Annotated in this window: 14 protein-coding genes and 1 tRNA gene; 12 read left to right on the forward strand and 3 right to left on the reverse strand. The window is 60.2% G+C overall.

From position 1 onward, the window contains the following. Positions 1-13 precede the first annotated feature (13 nt). The 12 genes from AC07N8_RS13740 to AC07N8_RS13795 all read left to right on the forward strand — a co-directional run bounded on the left by AC07N8_RS13740 (position 14) and on the right by AC07N8_RS13795 (position 15,013). Positions 14-1,513 carry an NAD(P)H-hydrate dehydratase gene (locus AC07N8_RS13740; protein ID WP_493144054.1) on the forward strand — a complete coding sequence of 500 codons (1,500 nt, stop codon included), beginning with the start codon at positions 14-16 and terminating at the stop codon, positions 1,511-1,513. Continuing rightward, a complete protein-coding gene (gene tsaE, locus AC07N8_RS13745) occupies positions 1,501-1,971 on the forward strand; it encodes a tRNA (adenosine(37)-N6)-threonylcarbamoyltransferase complex ATPase subunit type 1 TsaE (protein WP_483841092.1) in 471 nt (156 codons plus the stop codon). The genes AC07N8_RS13740 and tsaE overlap by 13 nt, the downstream gene beginning before the upstream one ends. After that, the gene (locus AC07N8_RS13750) at positions 1,972-3,414 is read left to right on the forward strand and encodes an N-acetylmuramoyl-L-alanine amidase (protein WP_493144056.1); all 1,443 of its coding nucleotides are present in this window, start codon (positions 1,972-1,974) and stop codon (positions 3,412-3,414) included. Then, positions 3,411-5,321 (forward strand): DNA mismatch repair endonuclease MutL, encoded by a 1,911-nt coding sequence (gene mutL, locus AC07N8_RS13755; RefSeq protein WP_493144057.1) that lies wholly within the window; start codon positions 3,411-3,413, stop codon positions 5,319-5,321. Before AC07N8_RS13750 ends, mutL begins: the two co-directional genes overlap by 4 nt. Next, entirely contained in the window at positions 5,321-6,292 is a 972-nt protein-coding gene (gene miaA, locus AC07N8_RS13760) for a tRNA (adenosine(37)-N6)-dimethylallyltransferase MiaA (RefSeq protein ID WP_493144059.1), read from the forward strand. The genes mutL and miaA overlap by 1 nt, the downstream gene beginning before the upstream one ends. Before the next feature lie 93 nt (positions 6,293-6,385). Then, positions 6,386-6,646: an RNA chaperone Hfq gene (hfq, locus tag AC07N8_RS13765; RefSeq protein ID WP_007902656.1), complete on the forward strand. Its 261-nt coding sequence runs from the start codon at positions 6,386-6,388 to the stop codon at positions 6,644-6,646. 12 nt (positions 6,647-6,658) lie between these two features. Continuing rightward, positions 6,659-7,960: a ribosome rescue GTPase HflX gene (gene hflX / locus AC07N8_RS13770; RefSeq protein WP_483841096.1), complete on the forward strand. Its 1,302-nt coding sequence runs from the start codon at positions 6,659-6,661 to the stop codon at positions 7,958-7,960. A gap of 96 nt (positions 7,961-8,056) precedes the next feature. Continuing rightward, on the forward strand, positions 8,057-9,229 hold the full coding sequence (gene hflK / locus AC07N8_RS13775; protein WP_123435889.1) for an FtsH protease activity modulator HflK: 1,173 nt from the start codon (positions 8,057-8,059) through the stop codon (positions 9,227-9,229). Then, complete coding sequence (gene hflC, locus AC07N8_RS13780; RefSeq protein WP_027921982.1) at positions 9,229-10,098, forward strand: protease modulator HflC; 870 nt, start codon at positions 9,229-9,231, stop codon at positions 10,096-10,098. Before hflK ends, hflC begins: the two co-directional genes overlap by 1 nt. Before the next feature lie 298 nt (positions 10,099-10,396). Continuing rightward, positions 10,397-11,584, forward strand: a complete 1,188-nt coding sequence (locus AC07N8_RS13785) for an ATP phosphoribosyltransferase regulatory subunit (RefSeq protein WP_123435890.1) — start codon at positions 10,397-10,399, stop codon at positions 11,582-11,584. Positions 11,585-11,638: 54 nt separating this feature from the next. Then, positions 11,639-12,928 carry an adenylosuccinate synthase gene (locus AC07N8_RS13790; protein WP_027921980.1) on the forward strand — a complete coding sequence of 430 codons (1,290 nt, stop codon included), beginning with the start codon at positions 11,639-11,641 and terminating at the stop codon, positions 12,926-12,928. A gap of 150 nt (positions 12,929-13,078) precedes the next feature. Further along, positions 13,079-15,013, forward strand: a complete 1,935-nt coding sequence (locus AC07N8_RS13795; protein WP_483841097.1) for a methyl-accepting chemotaxis protein — start codon at positions 13,079-13,081, stop codon at positions 15,011-15,013. A 120-nt stretch (positions 15,014-15,133) separates the two neighbouring features. Here AC07N8_RS13795 and AC07N8_RS13800 read toward each other — a convergent pair whose 3' ends face one another. The 3 genes from AC07N8_RS13800 to AC07N8_RS13810 all read right to left on the reverse strand — a co-directional run bounded on the left by AC07N8_RS13800 (position 15,134) and on the right by AC07N8_RS13810 (position 18,142). After that, positions 15,134-16,699 carry an ABC transporter permease gene (locus tag AC07N8_RS13800; protein ID WP_493144062.1) on the reverse strand — a complete coding sequence of 522 codons (1,566 nt, stop codon included), beginning with the start codon at positions 16,697-16,699 and terminating at the stop codon, positions 15,134-15,136. Further along, entirely contained in the window at positions 16,699-17,709 is a 1,011-nt protein-coding gene (locus AC07N8_RS13805; RefSeq protein ID WP_493144063.1) for an extracellular solute-binding protein, read from the reverse strand. The genes AC07N8_RS13800 and AC07N8_RS13805 overlap by 1 nt, the downstream gene beginning before the upstream one ends. Before the next feature lie 346 nt (positions 17,710-18,055). Next, a tRNA-Leu gene (locus AC07N8_RS13810) sits at positions 18,056-18,142 on the reverse strand. Positions 18,143-18,382 lie beyond the last annotated feature (240 nt).

Below are 18,382 nucleotides of genomic sequence, written 5' to 3' on the forward strand. Positions count from 1 at the left end.
AGCCCGAAGACGCATGCCGCACACTAAAGATGATTTACCCGACGCGCTGTATAGCGCTGCGCAGGTCCGTGGGCTCGATGCGAGCCTGATCGCGGCCGGCACACCGGGCTTCGAGTTGATGCAGCGCGCGGCGCGAGCGACCTGGCGGGCGATGGTCCGGCAATGGCCGTCGGCGAATGAGTTGACGGTGCTGTCCGGGCACGGCAACAACGCGGGCGACGGTTATCTGGTGGCCGTGCTGGCCAAGCGTGCGGGTTGGTCGGTTCGCGTGTTGGCGGTAGGCGATCCCCAACGTTTGCAGGGGGATGCGGCGTTGGCGTATGCCGAGGCGGTGTCGGAAAAAGTACTGATCGAACCCTGGTCTGCACAATCCGGATTGCGCGGCGTCGTGCTCGATGCTTTGCTCGGCACCGGCCTGACGGGGGAAGTACGTGCGCCTTACACTGACGCTATCGCGGCAATCAATGCCTGCGGATTGCCAGTGGCGGCGGTGGATATCCCTTCGGGCCTTTGCGCCGATACCGGTCGCATCCTCGGTGCAGCGGTGCACGCCGATCTCACGGTCACCTTCATCGGTTTGAAGCTGGGGCTGTTCACCGGTGATGCCGCAGACGTGGTTGGAGAACTGGTTTTCAATGATTTGCACGCCGACCCGCAGTTAGTCGAGGCCGCGGCGATCAGCGCCCGACGCCTGACGAGCGGCAACTTGCCGCGTCTTGCACCACGAGCGCCGACGTCGCACAAAGGCAAATTCGGCCATGTGCTGCTGATCGGCGGCGATCTCGGCTTGGGGGGCGCGATCCTGCTGAGCGCACAAAGCGCCCTGCGCAGCGGCGCCGGCATGGTCTCCGTGGCGACCCGCAGTGAGCATGTGCCTGCCGCACTGGCGAGAATGCCTGAAGCCATGGTGCTCGGCACTTCGTCGGCCAACCAGTTGATGGATTTGCTGCAAAAGGTTTCCGTATTGGTGGTCGGCCCTGGCTTGGGGCAGGCGTCCTGGGGGCGTAGTTTGCTGTCGGCGGCCGCCAATGCACCGTTGCCGCAAGTCTGGGATGCCGATGCCTTGAACCTGCTGGCCGAAGAACGCGTGAACTTGCCCAAGGATTGCGTGATCACGCCGCATCCGGGCGAAGCGGCGCGGTTGCTCGGGATCAGCACCACCCAAGTGCAGGCTGATCGCCCGGCGGCGGCGCATGCGTTGAGCAAAAAATATACAGCGGTCGTGGTGTTGAAAGGCGCTGGCAGCTTGATCGCCAGTCCCGATGGGCGCCTCGCCGTGTGTCATCAAGGCCATCCGGCCATGGCCACCGCCGGCTTGGGTGATGTGCTGGCCGGTCTGGTCGGCGCATTGCTGGCTCAAGGCATGCCGGCGTTCGACGCCGCGTGCCTGGCGGTCTGGCTGCACGCCAATGCGGGTGCGCAACAAGGTAAAAATGGCCGCGGGCTGGCGGCCAGTGATCTGATCCCGGCCATTCGTCAGTTGTTGGAGGAGCAAGCACCGTGTCTGAAGTAACCCTGTACCTGGCTGATGAAGAGGCGATGACGGCCTTTGGCGCACGCATCGCAAAAACCACCCAAGGGCATGGTCTGATTTTTCTGGAAGGGGACCTGGGGGCGGGTAAAACCACGCTGTCGCGGGGTATCATTCGCGGCTTGGGGCATGAAGGCGCCGTGAAAAGTCCGACCTTTACCCTGGTCGAGCCCTATGAGATCGGCGACATCCGCGCCTTCCATTTCGACTTGTACCGTTTGGTCGATCCGGAAGAGCTGGAGTACCTGGGCATTCGCGACTATTTCGACGACGACGCGCTGTGCCTGATCGAATGGCCCGATAAAGGTGCAGGCTTTTTGCCAAAGCCTGACCTGACCATTACCATTAGCCCGCAAGACAGCGGGCGTTCGCTGAAAATTTTATCCCGGGGCTCGCGCGGCGAGGCCTGGTGTGCCGCTTTGGCATTGGAATCCAATTAAATGATGGGGTCAGGTATGCGCTTTCGCGCGATGGTAGCTGCCGTAGGATTGTTGTTTTTGGCGGTGACCGTCGACGCTGTGGCCGACACAAAGGTCAACAGTGTTCGCCTGTGGCGGGCGCCGGACAACACACGGCTGGTGTTCGACCTGACCGGGCCGGTGCAACACAGCGTGTTCACCCTCACCGCTCCGGATCGGCTGGTGATCGACATCAATGGCGCGACGCTCGGTGCGCCGTTGAACGTCAACACTTCCAATACACCCATCACCGCCATGCGCTCGGCGCAACGCACGCCGACTGACCTGCGGGTGGTTATCGACCTGAAGAAGGCCGTGACCCCGAAAAGCTTCTCCCTGGCCCCCAACGCCCAGTATGGCAATCGGCTGGTGGTCGATCTGTTTGATAACGCCGCCGATGCCGCGCCGTCGCCAAGCCCGGCTCCGACGCCGACCCCTTCGGTCGCCACGATGCCGGCCGTGCCCGTCACGCCGGTTGAGCCGGTGATCAAACTGCCACCTGCTCCTGCCGGGAAGCGCGACATCCTGGTGGTGATCGACGCCGGCCACGGCGGTGAAGACCCGGGTGCTTCAGGCTCTCGCGGTCAGAAGGAAAAAGACGTGGTATTGGCCATCGCCCGTGAATTGCAGCGTCAGGTCAATGGCATGAAAGGCTTCCGCGCCGAACTGACTCGTACCGGCGACTACTTCATTCCGCTGCGTGGCCGAACCGAAATCGCCCGCAAGAAGGGCGCCGACCTGTTCGTTTCGATCCACGCCGACGCCGCGCCGTCGGCCGCCGCCTTCGGTGCGTCGGTGTTCGCCCTGTCTGATCGCGGCGCGACCTCGGAAACGGCCCGCTGGCTGGCGGACAGTGAAAACCGCTCCGACTTGATCGGCGGTGCCGGCAACGTCAGCCTCGATGACAAGGACCGCATGCTCGCGGGTGTGCTGCTCGACCTGTCGATGACCGCGTCGTTGACGTCCAGCCTGAACGTCGGCCAGAAAGTCCTGAGCAACATCGGGCGGGTCACACCGCTGCACAAGCAGCGTGTGGAACAAGCCGGGTTTATGGTGCTGAAGTCGCCAGACATCCCGTCGATCCTGGTGGAAACCGGGTTCATCTCCAACTCCAACGAAGCCTCGAAACTGGCCTCCTCGAATCACCAGCAGGCGCTGGCACGTTCGATCAGCAGCGGCGTGCGCCAGTTCTTCCAGCAAAACCCGCCACCGGGCACTTACATTGCCTGGCTGCGCGACTCCGGAAAAATCGCTCAAGGCCCACGTGATCATCGCGTCAGCCCGGGTGAAACCCTGGCGATGATTGCCGTGCGTTATCAGGTGTCACCTGCCACGCTGCGCAGCGCCAACAACCTGTCGAATGATGAGCTGAAAATCGGTCAGCACCTGACCATTCCAGGCACAGAGTTGGCGGCGAAAGAATGAATCAGGTCGTGATCAACAGCGCTCGCATCGAGCTGCTCAGCCCGCGACTGGCGAACCAGATTGCCGCCGGTGAGGTGGTCGAGCGCCCGGCCTCGGTGATCAAGGAGTTGCTGGAAAACAGCCTCGACTCCGGCGCCAAGCGCATCGACGTCGATGTCGAGCAGGGCGGCGTCAAGCTATTGCGTGTGCGCGACGATGGCAGCGGCATTTCTGCCGATGACCTGCCGCTGGCCTTGGCGCGACACGCCACCAGCAAGATCCGCAATCTGGAAGACCTCGAACAGGTCATGAGCCTCGGGTTTCGCGGTGAAGCACTGGCGTCGATCAGCTCCGTGGCGCGCCTGACCCTGACGTCCCGCACCCGCGATGCCGATCAGGCCTGGCAGGTCGAAACCGAAGGCCGGGACATGGCGCCGCGTGTGCAGCCGGCCGCGCATCCGGTGGGCACCTCGGTGGAAGTGCGCGACCTGTTCTTCAACACCCCGGCGCGTCGCAAGTTTCTCAAGACCGAAAAAACCGAATTCGATCACCTGCAAGAAGTGATCAAGCGTCTGGCGCTGGCGCGCTTCGATGTCGCGTTCCACCTGCGCCACAATGGCAAGACCATCCTCAGCCTGCACGAAGCCCATGACGACGCGGCCCGCGCCCGGCGGGTGGCGGCGATTTGCGGTTCAGGGTTCCTGGAGCAGGCATTGCCGATCGAAATCGAGCGCAATGGCCTGCATTTGTGGGGCTGGGTCGGCCTGCCGACGTTCAACCGCAGCCAGGCAGATTTGCAGTATTTCTTTGTGAATGGCCGCGCGGTGCGCGACAAACTGGTGGCCCACGCGGTGCGCCAGGCCTATCGCGATGTGCTGTTCAACGGCCGGCACCCGACGTTCGTGCTGTTTTTCGAAGTGGATCCGGCGGGCGTCGACGTCAACGTGCACCCGACCAAGCACGAAGTGCGCTTCCGTGACGGGCGCATGGTTCACGATTTCCTCTACGGCACCTTGCACCGCGCCTTGGGCGATGTGCGTCCCGAAGATCATCTGGCCGCACCGGTGGCAACGGCCATCGTGCGTCCAACCGGCCTTGATGCCGGTGAGTTCGGCCCGCAGGGTGAAATGCGTCTGGCAGCCAATGCGCTGCTGGAGCAACCCCAGGCGCAGCCGTCGTTCACTACCCCAGCCGGGTCGGGCGCTGGCGCCGGCTATCAGTATCAATACACGCCACGGCCGCAATCCGGCGTGCCGGTTGCCGAAGCCCAGGCTGCGTACCGTGAGTTCTTCGCGCCGTTGCCAGAGGCCAATGCGGCCGCGCTGCCAGCCGGGCAGGACGATATTCCGCCGCTGGGTTACGCCCTGGCGCAGCTCAAAGGCATCTATATCCTCGCGGAGAACGCCCAAGGGCTGGTGCTGGTGGACATGCACGCGGCTCACGAGCGGATCATGTACGAACGCCTGAAAATCGCCATGGCCAGCGAAGGCCTGAGCGGCCAGCCGCTGCTGGTGCCGGAATCCCTGGCTGTCAGCCAGCGCGAAGCCGATTGTGCCGAAGAGCACGCTGCGTTGTTCCAGCGCCTGGGCTTTGAATTGCAGCGCCTGGGGCCTGAATCCCTGGCCATCCGGCAAATTCCGGCCTTGCTCAAGCAGGCGCAAGCCAATCGACTGGTCAGTGATGTCTTGGCGGACCTGATGGAATACGGCACCAGCGACCGGGTCCAGGCGCATTTGAATGAATTGCTCGGGACAATGGCCTGCCACGGCGCGGTGCGTGCGAATCGGCGGCTGGCGATCCCGGAAATGAACGGTCTGCTGCGCGACATGGAAAACACCGAACGCAGCGGTCAATGCAACCATGGCCGACCGACCTGGACCCAATTGGGCCTGGACGATCTGGACAAACTGTTCTTGCGCGGTCGTTGATGAGCCAGCTCCCTCCAGCGATTTTCCTGATGGGCCCGACCGCTGCGGGCAAGACCGACCTGGCCATCGAGCTGACCAAGGTCCTGCCGTGCGAGCTGATCAGTGTCGATTCGGCGCTGGTCTATCGGGGCATGGACATCGGCACCGCCAAACCTTCAAAAGAAATCCTGGCCGAATTTCCGCACCGTTTGATCGACATTCTCGACCCGGCCGAGAGCTATTCGGCCGCCGATTTCCGTCGTGATGCCCTGGAAGCGATGGCCGATATCACCGCACGGGGAAAAATTCCGTTGCTGGTGGGCGGCACAATGCTCTATTACAAGGCTTTGGTCGAAGGTCTGGCGGACATGCCGGCGGCCGATCCCGACGTCCGCGCGCAGATCGAGGAAGAGGCTGCACGCCTTGGCTGGCAAGCGCTGCACGAGCAATTGGCGGCGATTGACCCTGAGTCTGCCGCGCGTATTCATCCAAACGATCCGCAGCGACTCAGTCGGGCATTGGAAGTTTATCGCGTCAGCGGTCAGAGCATGACCGAGCTGCGACTGAGACAATCTGTGCAAAGTACCGAAGCAGCCGCTTCGGGACTGCAACAATTGCCCTATACTGTCGCGAACTTGGCCATTGCTCCGGCAAATCGCCAGGTACTGCACGATCGAATTAAACAAAGATTCACGAATATGTTGGAACAGGGATTCATTGACGAGGTCGTAGCCCTGCGTAAGAGAAGTGACCTGCATTCCGGGTTGCCGTCTATACGTGCGGTAGGCTACCGACAAGTCTGGGATTACCTGGATGGCAAGCTGACACAAGCCGAGATGCAGGAGCGTGGAATCATTGCCACGCGCCAATTGGCAAAGCGTCAGTTCACCTGGCTGCGCAGTTGGGCTGATTTACACTGGCTGGACAGTCTCGATTGCGACAATCTGCCGCGCGCCTTGAAATACTTGGGGACCATCTCCATATTGAGCTGAGTCCTTGCAATTGCCGTCTATCCTTGGGGGTGTGACGGCTAAAGCCATCTGTTTACCTATTTTTTATATTGAATCCTTAAAGGAGTGCGGCACATGTCAAAAGGGCATTCGCTACAAGACCCTTACTTGAATACTTTACGTAAAGAGAAAGTTGGGGTGTCTATCTACCTGGTCAACGGGATCAAACTGCAAGGCACGATCGAGTCTTTCGACCAGTTCGTTATCCTGCTGAAAAACACCGTTAGCCAAATGGTTTACAAACACGCTATCTCGACAGTGGTGCCGGTTCGTCCAATTCGTCTGCCAAGCGCAACCGAATCCGAAGCAGGTGACGCTGAGCCAGGTAACGCCTGATAGGAGTCTCCTTTGTTCTTTGAGCGCCACGGTGGTGGTGAGCGAGTAATCCTCGTTCACTTGGATGGACAGGACCCTGAGGCGCGCGAAGATCCGCAGGAGTTTCAGGAACTGGCTAATTCGGCGGGCGCCGAGACCGTTGCGTTTTTTAACGTGCCGCGTCATCGGCCAACCGCCAAATTCCTCATTGGCAGTGGCAAGGTCGAGGAACTGCGCGACCTGGTCAAGGCCGAAGAGGCCGATCTGGTGATTTTCAATCACATCCTCACGCCCAGTCAGGAACGTAACCTCGAACGTGTTTTCGAGTGTCGCGTGATCGACCGTACCGGTCTGATTCTCGATATTTTCGCCCAGCGCGCCCGTACCCATGAAGGCAAGCTCCAGGTAGAACTGGCCCAGCTTGACCACATGAGCACCCGGCTGGTTCGTGGCTGGACTCACCTTGAACGCCAAGGTGGCGGTATCGGCATGCGTGGCCCGGGTGAAACCCAACTCGAAACCGACCGCCGTTTGCTAAGGGTTCGCCTGCGACAGATCAAGGGCCGGCTAGAGAAAGTGCGTAGCCAGCGCGAGCAGTCGCGACGTGGCCGATCGCGTGCGGATATCCCTACCGTGTCTCTGGTGGGCTATACCAACGCCGGTAAATCCACGCTCTTCAATAACGTGACGAAATCCGACGTCTACGCGGCTGACCAATTGTTTGCCACGCTGGACCCGACCTTGCGCCGTCTGGATATAGACGACCTGGGGCCGATTGTCCTGGCGGACACCGTAGGGTTCATTCGCCACTTGCCCCACAAGCTGGTCGAGGCATTTCGGTCTACCCTCGAAGAGTCGAGCAATTCCGACCTGTTGTTGCACGTGATCGATGCGGCCGAACCGGATCGCATGTTGCAGATCGAGCAAGTGATGGTGGTGCTGGGCGAGATTGGTGCCCAGGACTTGCCGATACTCGAGGTCTATAACAAACTCGATTTGCTTGAAGGCGTTGAGCCACAAATCCAGCGCGACGAAAGCGGCAAACCCCTGCGGGTCTGGCTGTCGGCGCGTGATGGCACGGGTCTGGAATTGCTTGAGCAAGCCATTGCCGAGTTACTTGGCAGTGATTTGTTTATCGGTACCTTGCGCTTGCCGCAACGTTTTGCTCGACTGCGTGCGCAGTTTTTCGAACTCGGTGCGGTGCAGAAAGAAGAACACGACGAAGAAGGCATCAGCTTGCTGGCCGTTCGATTGCCACGGATCGAGTTGAATCGATTGGTGAGCCGCGAAGGTTTGCAGCCGAATGAGTTCATCGAGCAACACACTTTGCAATAAAAGCCTGAGAAAGCGGTTGTGTCGTGGTGACAGGCATTCTGTAGCATTGGTCGGCGCGCCGTGGGTGCGTCTTTGCTTTATCAGATGGAGAGCGCTATGGCTTGGAATGAGCCGGGTGGCAACTCGAATAATCAGGATCCTTGGGGTGGCAAGCGCCGCAATAACGGCGACCGCAAGGGACCACCGGATCTCGACGAGGCCTTCCGAAAGCTGCAGGAAAGCCTGAACGGGTTGTTCGGTGGTGGTAAGAAACGTGGTGATGACGGTGGTGGTTCGGGCAAGAGCGGCGGCTTCGGCGGCATTCTTGGCATCGGCCTTGTCGTGCTGGCGGCCGTCTGGCTGTACAGCGCGGTCTACGTCGTCGACGAGCAGGAGCAAGCCGTGGTGCTGCGCTTCGGCAAGTACTACGAAACCGTCGGCCCGGGCCTGAACATCTATTTCCCGCCGATCGATCGCAAGTACCTGGAAAACGTCACGCGTGAGCGTGCCTATACCAAGCAGGGTCAAATGCTGACTGAAGACGAAAACATCGTCGAAGTGCCGCTGACCGTGCAGTACAAGATCAGCAACCTGCAGGACTTCGTGCTGAGCGTTGACCAGCCGGAAATCAGCCTGCAGCACGCGACCGAAAGTGCCCTGCGCCATGTGGTGGGTTCCACCGCGATGGACCAGGTGCTGACCGAAGGTCGTGAATTGATGGCCAGCGAAATCAAGGAGCGTCTGCAACGCTTCATGGATACCTATCGCACCGGTATCACCGTCACTCAGGTCAACGTACAGAGCGCAGCTGCACCGCGTGAAGTGCAGGAAGCCTTCGATGACGTGATCCGTGCCCGTGAAGACGAGCAGCGTTCGCGTAACCAGGCTGAAACCTATGCCAACGGCGTCGTGCCGGAAGCCCGTGGTCAGGCCCAGCGCATTCTTGAAGACGCCAACGGCTACCGTGACGAGACTGTCTCGCGCGCCAAGGGTGAGGCCGATCGCTTCACCAAACTGGTCGCCGAGTATCGCAAGGCCCCTGAAGTCACCCGCGAGCGTCTGTACCTGGACACCATGCAGGAAGTCTTCAGCAACACCAGCAAGGTTCTCGTGACCGGCAACAAGAATGGCCAGAGCAATCTGCTGTACTTGCCGCTGGACAAGATGGTCGAAAGTGGTCGTAACACCAGCACTCCGGTGACAGGTGCGGCGGCCACCAGCAATGAAGCGAATACGCGTGCGGCAGCTGATCTGCAGCAACAGCAAGCACGTACCAGGGAGAGTCGCTGATGAGCAATAAATCGCTGATCGCCCTTATTGTCGGCGTCGTCGTGGCGATCGCTGCCTGGAACTGCTTCTACATCGTCGCTCAGACCGAGCGTGCGGTGTTGCTGCAGTTCGGTCGTGTGGTCCAGGCTGATGTTCAGCCGGGCCTGCATGTGAAAGTGCCTTACGTTAACCAGGTGCGTAAATTCGACGCACGCCTGATGACGCTGGATGCACCGACGCAACGCTTCCTGACGCTGGAAAAGAAAGCGGTCATGGTGGATGCCTACGCCAAGTGGCGCGTGAAAGATGCCGAGCGCTTCTACACCGCGACATCTGGCCTCAAGCAAATTGCCGACGAACGTCTGTCCCGTCGTCTGGAGTCGGGCCTGCGTGACCAGTTTGGTAAGCGCACGCTGCATGAAGTGGTGTCCGGTGAGCGCGATGCGTTGATGACCGACATCACGGCTTCGCTGAACAAGATGGCGGAAAAAGAGCTGGGCATCGAAGTCGTCGATGTTCGGGTCAAGGCCATCGATCTGCCGAAAGAAGTGAACCGCAGTGTGTTCGAGCGCATGAGCTCCGAGCGTGAGCGTGAAGCTCGCGAGCACCGCGCCAAGGGTAACGAGCTGGCAGAAGGCATTCGTGCCGACGCCGATCGTCAACGCCGCGTGTTGCTGGCTGAAGCCTATCGTGAATCTGAAGAGGTTCGCGGTGACGGTGATGCCCAGGCCTCTGCGATCTACTCCAAGGCCTACGGCCAGGATCAGGAGTTCTACGGTTTCTACCGTAGCCTGCGTGCCTACCGTGAAAGCTTCGCGAACAAATCCGACGTCATGGTCCTGGACCCAAGCAGCGACTTCTTCCGTTACCTGGAAAAAGCCAAGCCTTGATACCGCGTTGACCTGAATCATCCCCCGCCTGGCGGCTAAAGCCTCGGGCGGGGTGATCCTTTGGGAAAACGTGTGTATGATGCGGCAGCCGGGAAATTCCCGGCTTTTTTGCGTCTGCACGTTTGATTGCTGTTTTGTGCAGGCTCAACAGGTTTTTCGAGGAAAGTGGTTGGCGAAGCCGGTTTGAGGCTTTTCGCCATGTCGTTCATGCGCGTGGTTTGCGTATGAGCCGATCATTTTCTGCTTCACTCAAGGCTCGCCCGAGGGCTTGCCGCCCGGATCATAGGGGAATGGCGTAATGGCAACGGTAGACCGCTGGCTGCTGCCAGATGGCATCGAAGAAGTACTGCCACCAGAAGCGGCGCGCATTGAAGTCGCGCGTCGTCAGGTGTTGGATCTGTTCCAGAGCTGGGGTTACGAGTTTGTCGTGACTCCCCATATCGAGTACCTGGAATCCCTGCTGACCGGCGCGGGCTCTGACCTCGACCTGCGTACCTTCAAGGTCATCGACCCGCAATCGGGCCGGCAGATGGGTTTCCGTGCCGACATCACGCCGCAAGTGGCGCGCATCGATGCGCACACCCTGCGTCGCGAAGGTCCGAGCCGTCTGTGCTATGCCGGTAGCGTGCTGCACGCCCAGCCTCGCGCCTTGTCGTCCTCGCGCAGCCCGATCCAGTTGGGTGCCGAGTTGTACGGCGATGCCAGCCCGAGCAGCGACGTGGAAGTCATCAGCCTGATGTTGGCTATGCTGCAACTGGCCGATGTGCCGGATGTACACATGGACCTCGGTCATGTCGGCATCTACCGTGGCCTGGCCCGCGCTGCCGGTCTGTCCGGTGAAGTCGAGCAACAATTGTTCGACGCGTTGCAACGCAAGGCCATCGACGAGGTCATTACCTTGACCGAAGGCCTGCCTGCCGATTTGTCCGGCATGCTGCGCGCGTTGGTTGATTTGTGTGGCGGCCGTGAAGTGTTGAGCGCTGCCCGCGAGCGTCTGGCGAATGCGCCGGCGCCTGTTCTGGCGGCCCTGGACGACCTGCTGGCGATTGCCGAGCGTCTGTCCGTGCGCTTCCCGGAGTTGCCGCTTTACTTCGACCTGGGCGAGTTGCGCGGCTATCACTACCACACCGGTGTGGTGTTCGCGGTGTTCGTGCCGGGTGTTGGCCAGTCCATTGCCCAGGGCGGTCGTTACGACGACATCGGCGCCGACTTCGGTCGCGCTCGTCCGGCTACCGGCTTCTCTACCGATTTGAAAACCCTGGTGACCCTGGGGCGTGCTGAAATCGAGCTACCGTCTGGCGGTATCTGGATGCCTGACAGTACGGATGCGGCACTCTGGCAGCAGGTTTGCCAGTTGCGCAGTGAGGGTCAGCGTGTCGTTCAGGCTTTGCCTGGGCAACCTTTGGCCGCCGCCCGTGAAGCGGACTGCGACCGGCAATTGATTCAGCAGAACGGGCTTTGGCAAGTATTGCCGCTGGCTTCTTGAGTTTTCCCGCCGGCGGCTGCCGGCACCAAGTTTGCGCGAATGAGGACAAGTGTTATGGGTAAGAATGTCGTAGTCCTGGGCACCCAATGGGGTGATGAGGGCAAAGGCAAGATCGTTGATCTGCTGACCGAACATGCTGCCGCCGTAGTGCGCTACCAGGGTGGCCACAACGCGGGTCACACGCTGGTGATCGACGGCGAGAAAACCGTGTTGCACCTGATCCCGTCGGGCGTACTGCGCGAAGGCGTGCAGTGCCTGATCGGTAACGGCGTGGTGGTTGCACCCGACGCCCTGCTGCGCGAGATCACCAAGCTGGAAGAGAAAGGCGTACCGGTGCGCGAGCGCCTGCGTATCAGCCCGTCCTGCCCGCTGATCCTGTCCTTCCACGTGGCGCTGGACCAGGCCCGTGAAAAGGCCCGTGGCGAGCTGAAGATCGGTACCACCGGTCGCGGCATCGGCCCGGCGTACGAAGACAAGGTTGCACGTCGTGGCCTGCGCGTTGGCGACCTGCTCAACATGCCGCGCTTCGAAGACAAGCTGCGTGAACTGGTGGACTACCACAACTTCATGCTGGTGGGTTACTACAAAGAGCCTGCCATCGAGTTCGAAAAGACTCTGGCCGAGTGCAAGGAATACGCAGAGCTGCTCAAGCCGTTGATGCTGGACGTGACGGCCGAGCTGCACGACCTGCGCCGCGCTGGCAAAGACATCATGTTCGAAGGCGCCCAGGGCTCGTTGCTCGACATCGACCACGGCACCTACCCGTACGTGACCAGCTCCAACACCACCGCCGGTGGCGTGGCGACCGGTTCGGGCGTTGGCCCGATGTTCCTGGATTACATCCTGGGCATCACCAAGGCTTACACCACTCGCGTCGGTTCGGGCCCATTCCCGACTGAGCTGTTTGACGAAGTGGGTGCGCACCTGGCCAAGCAAGGTCACGAGTTCGGTGCTACCACCGGCCGTGCCCGTCGTTGCGGCTGGTTCGACGCCGTTATCCTGCGTCGCGCAATCGATGTGAACAGCATCTCGGGCATCTGCCTGACCAAGCTGGACGTACTCGACGGCCTGGAAACCATCAACATCTGCGTCGGCTACAAAGATGCGCAGGGCAACGCCGTTGCTCCGACTGACGCTGACAGCTACGTAGGTCTTCAGCCTGTGTACGAAGAAGTGCCGGGCTGGACCGAATCGACCGTGGGTGCCAAAACCCTGGAAGAGCTGCCAGCTAACGCTCGTGCCTACATCAAGCGCGTTGAAGAGTTGATCGGCGCGCCGATCGACATTATTTCGACGGGCCCGGACCGCAACGAAACCATCGTTCTGCGTCATCCGTTTGCTTGATAAGTCATTGAAGTGAAACACAAAGGGTCCTTAATAGGGCCCTTTGTCGTTTATGCCTCTTGGACGGCATGACCTTTGCTGTGATGTTGAATAAAAGCATCGCTTCCAGCGCGCCATCAATTTAATGGCGCCAAAGCAGAGGGATTTTAAGTGTCGGCAGTTCTCTCATTGTTACAAAGCCGTTTGTTGCGGCCCGTGTTCGTTACCCTCGGTATCGCCCTTTTGGTGCAAGTGCTGGTGGCTGTTGCTCTGACCCGGAGCACAGTGACTGCATTGGAAGCCGATCTGGGTGTGCGCCTGGGTGCCGACAGTCAAAAACTTTCTGGCGAACTTGAGCAGGCAGGACGTGAAGTCACGTCGAGCCTCGACAACCTCTCGACCAGCACGCGTCAGCGCCTCACGGCCGGTTTGTCCTCGCGTTTGAAGGAGGAGCAGGCTCAGTTGCGAGCGACGCTGGAAAAAGACCTGAAGGACTCCGCCAATGATATGGCGCAGCTTCTGGCCTCGGTCGCCCCCCGCGCGATGTGGGACAGCGACGTTCCAACCCTGTCCGAATTCGCCCGCCGGGCCCAGCGCAATCCCAATGTGTTGTTCGTGGTTTACGACGATGCAACCGGGCAGCACCTGACCCGCTACCTCAATCGTGAAAACCCGATCAACAAGGCCCTCCTTGAAAAAGGCCAGGGCGAGCGCGCGCTCGACAAAGTGCTGGATGCGGCGAAGAACGATCCTTCGGTTTATTACCTAGAATCTTCGATCAATCCCAATGGCGTGGAAATCGGCAAAGTCATCATGGGGGTCTCCACCGCCTCAGTGGAAACCGACCTCGCGGCCCTGGACAAGCGCTTCTCGGCGCTGATTGCCAGCAGCGATCAATTGGTGGGCGACAGCCTCAAAGGCGCAGCTGCCGACAGTGCTGCGGCGATGGGCGCGCGTTTGCAGTCGGCGCAGTCCACGGCGTCTGAAATGAAAGCCAACACCACCAGCACCGTACAGGAAGCTGCAGCGACCCTGCGCTGGCGCATCGGCATGTTCCTGGCGCTGGTGGGTTGCGGCGTACTGCTGTTGCTGGCCGTGGTGCTCGGGCGTCGAGTGGTCAACCGCTTGAAGATGCTGATCAGCGCCATGGATGATCTGGCGGCAGGCGAGGGTGACCTGACCAAGCGCGTGCAGATCAACAGCAAGGACGAAATCGGCGACATGGCGTCGGCCGTCAATCGCTTTGTGGATAAGTTGCAGCCGATTGTGCGTGAGGCGGGCGACGTGGCCCAGCGTACCGGCGTGGAAATTGGTGCCATGACCCTGCGTAATGCCGGGGCGGACAAGGCCGCAGGCATGCAGCGCGATGAAGTGGCCGAGAGCCTGCGCGCGTTGTCGCAAATGGCTGACGAAGCCCAATCTGAAAGCCACGCCATGCAGGCCGCATTGCAGCAAGTGGTGGATATTCGTTCGGCTACGGATGAAAACACCCGGACCTCGGCAAAAGTCGGCAGCTTGATCGAAGCGTTGGCCGGGCAAGTCGATACCGGGGCGAAAGTCATCGAGCGGCTGGCGCAGCAGAGTGAGCAGATCGAGGTGGTGCTGACGGTGATCCACGGGATCGCCGAGCAAACCAATCTGCTGGCACTGAACGCGGCCATTGAAGCGGCGCGCGCGGGCGAGACCGGTCGCGGGTTTGCCGTGGTCGCTGATGAAGTGCGGGCACTGGCGAGCAAGACACAGAGCTCGACCGGCGACATTCAGGCGCACATCGTTGCCTTGCAGCAAGGTGCGCGTGAAGCGGTGGCGGCGATTGGTCAAGCCGGGCGTCAGGCCAGCGAAGGTTTGCTGGTATTGCGCGACAGTGCACGATTGCAGCAGTCGGTGCAGGAATCGGTCGAGCAGGTGCATGCGGCGATTGGCCTGGCGACTCAGGCGGCAGCTCATCAGGCGCAAGGTGCGCAGGCTGTACGCGGACGGGTTGAAACCATTCATGCGCAGGCTGAGAAAGCGGCTCAGGCGGTGGTGGAGACCACGGCCAGCGGCAAGGTGCTGGATGGGCTGGCGGCGCAGTTGAAGGCGAGCCTGGGGCAGTTCAGGGCGTAAACGGTTGTCCAGGCTGGCCCCTTCGCGAGCAGGCTCGCTCCCACAGTGATTGTTGGTGGACACAAAATGTGTGAATACCTCAAATCCAATGTGGGAGCGAGCCTGCTCGCGAAGGCGTTCTCAACGGCTCAAATACATCCGAGTCGTGAGTAGATAAACCGGCACCCCCGACACCACTATCAACAACGCCGCATAAGGCGCCGCCGCCGCAAACTCCACATTCGCGGTATGCGCCCACACCTCTGTCGCCAAGGTATTGAGCCCGGTCGGACTCAGAAGCAATGTCGCCGTCAGCTCCTTCATCGCATCCAGAAACACCAACGCAAACGCTGCCCCCAGCGCCGGGAAGATAATCGGCAGCGTGATCCGGCAAAACGCACTGAACGACGTAGCCCCGAGCGTGCGTGCAGCCTCTTCCAGTTGCGGTGCAGCCTTGTTCAGAGCCGTTCGAATCGGCGCCTGAGCCAACGGCAAAAACAACAGTGCATAAGCGATCAGCAGCAAGGCGGACGTCTGGTACAACGCCGGCACATAGTGCAGGGCGAAATACACCAGCGTCAGCGCAATCACTAGGCCTGGCAGCGCATGCAGCAGATACGGCAGGCGCTCGGCCCAGATCGCCAATCGGCCTTTGTAACGCACCACCAGCAAGCCCACCGGCACGGCCAGCACCAGGCAAAGTGCTGCGCCACCGAGGGAGAGTGCCAGCGACGAGAGCAGTGCTTCGCCGATTGCGGCGACCGGGAATGCTGCCGAGGAACCGACCGCCAGCCAATACCCCAGCATCCCCAGTGGAATGCCACTGCCGATGATCGCCAGCGCCAGGCAGTAAAGCTGTCCGGCACCGGCCCAAGCTCCCAATCGAACCTGTTCCGCATGCCGCGCTGCACCCTGGCCGGTACGAACATGCCGGCCCTTGCCGCGAACCCGCAGCTCCAGCCACAGCAACATCAGACACAGCGCCAGCAATACCGCCGACAGCATCGCCGCGTTGGCATTGCTGAATTCCAGTTCGAACTGCTGATAAATCGCCGTGGTAAAAGTTTGCAGGCCGATGATCGATAGCGCGCCGAATTCCACCAGCATGTGCAGCGCGATCAGCAGTGAGCCCGCAAGCAACGACGGCCAGAGCAGCGGCAGCGTGATTCTGAAAAACACGCCCCAGCGATTCTGTCCAAGTGTCCGGGCAGATTCTTCAAGAGAGGGATCAAGATTGCGCAGGGTCGCTGCGACCGGCAGAAAAATCAGCGGGTACTTGGACAGTGTCATCACCAGAATCGCCCCGCCCAGGCCTTCAAAATGAGCGCTCAGCGAAACCCAGGTAAAGCTGCTGACAAACGCCGGAACGGCGAACGGCAAGCAGAGAATGACGCCCCACAATCGCCGCCCCGGCAGATTGCTGCGTTCCAGCAGCCAGGCCAGCGACAGGCCGATCACGCCACAGGCCAGCGTCACGCCGGCCATCAGCGCCAGCGTATTGCGCAGCAGCCCAAACACATAAGGCCGCCACAGCAGATGCAGCGCCTCGGCCCAGCCGGCTTGCCAGGTCTTGAGCCCGACATACATCAGCGGCAACAGACTGAGCACAACCAGCAACAGGACTGGCAGCAACAGCCAGATCGACGGTCGTTTGCGCCGAGGCACGTACACCCCGCGTGAGGCGGGGGAGGCTGGTGAAGCGCTCATCAGTTCAAGCCAACGTCGCGTTCCAGGTCCAGTGCTTGTTCGGCGTTACCCAGATCGGCCGGTGTGACATTGGGCGCTTGCAGTTCGCTGAACGGCTTGAGGCCGCGATCCGATTCCATGCCCTTGTGCAGCGGATATTCCGCGGTGGTCTGGGTGATCACGCGCTGGCCTTCTTCGCTGGCCATATAGGCGAGGAATTGCTGGGCTTCTTTTGGGCGTTTGCTGGATTTCAATACGGCAGCGCTGGAAACGGTGATCAGCCCGCCGACGTCGCCGCCGGTGAAGTAATGCAGTTTCGAATCCAGTTGGCCTTTCTCGCGTTGCAGGGCAAACCAGTAATAGTTGTTCACCAGCACCGTGGCGACTTCACCATTTTCCACGGCCTTCAGGGCGACCATGTTGTTGCTGTAGGTCTTGCCGAACGCGCGCAGGCCGGTCAGCCATTCTTCAGCCGCGTCCATGCCGTGCACTTTGATGATCGCGACGGCTTGTTCCTGGAAGGCGCCACTGGTGGGCACGAAGCCGACCTTGCCTTGCCATTTCGGATTGGAGAATTCCATTACCGATTTCGGCAGGTCCTTCTCCTCGATCAGCTTGGGATTGTAGGCCACCACCCGGACCCGGGCAGTGATGCCGATCCAGGTGCCGTTGCCCGCTACATAGTCCTTGGGCAAAACCGCCAGCGTGGCATCGTCGGTCTTGGCCAGGAAACCTTGTTCGCCGAGTTTGTTCAGTGGCGGCGATTCTTCGGTGTAGATCACGTCGGCAGGGGAGCGGTCACCTTCTTCCATGACCTGGCTGGCGAGCTGGTTGCTGCTGCCTTTGCGCACATTTACATGGATGCCGGTCTTGGCTTCGAAAGCCTTGGCGATGGCGTCGCCGACTTCCTTGTGTTGACCGTTATAGAGCGTCAGGGAAGCCGGATCGGCAGCCTGGGTGAGGGGAGTGGCGAGTACCAGGCCGAGCAGGGTGAAGGTCAGGCCGCGGCGCAGGGTATTTCGAAACATCATTCGCAGGGTTCCTCACTGTCGCATTGCAAAAACTTGCAACAATGATAAACGATATTATTTCTCAAATGCGCGCATTGGATTAGGTGACGGTTTGTTCGAGGTGTCTGGTGCGAGGATTGTGGCGAGGGAGCTTGCTCCCGCCCGGCTGCGAAGCAGTCGCAAAACCTGACAATAAAGTATGCCTGGAAAAATGAAGAGGGCCGCTTCGCGCCCCAGCGGGAGCAAGCTCCCTCGCCACAAAAGCTCGCCACAAAAGGCAGCGTTGTCAGTTTCTGAATGCCAGAAACGCAAAAACCCGCTTTCGCGGGTTTCTGTGAAATTCAAGGTCGAAACCTTGAATTTGAATTGGTGCCCAGAAGAAGACTCGAACTTCCACGACCTTGCGGTCACCAGCACCTGAAGCTGGCGTGTCTACCAATTTCACCATCTGGGCATTTATCTTCAGCGTTGCCGCTGTTGATGTGGCGCACTATACGGAGAGCGTTTTGATCTGTAAACCCCTGATTTAGATTTAATAAATCAGAAGCTTAGAATGCAAAAACCCGCTTTCGCGGGTTTTTGTGTGAGCCTTGAAATTGATCTAATCTCAAGCTCGAAATTGGTGCCCAGAAGAAGACTCGAACTTCCACGACCTTGCGGTCACCAGCACCTGAAGCTGGCGTGTCTACCAATT

It is taken from the genome of Pseudomonas sp. GW821-FHT10C09 (assembly GCF_059415465.1).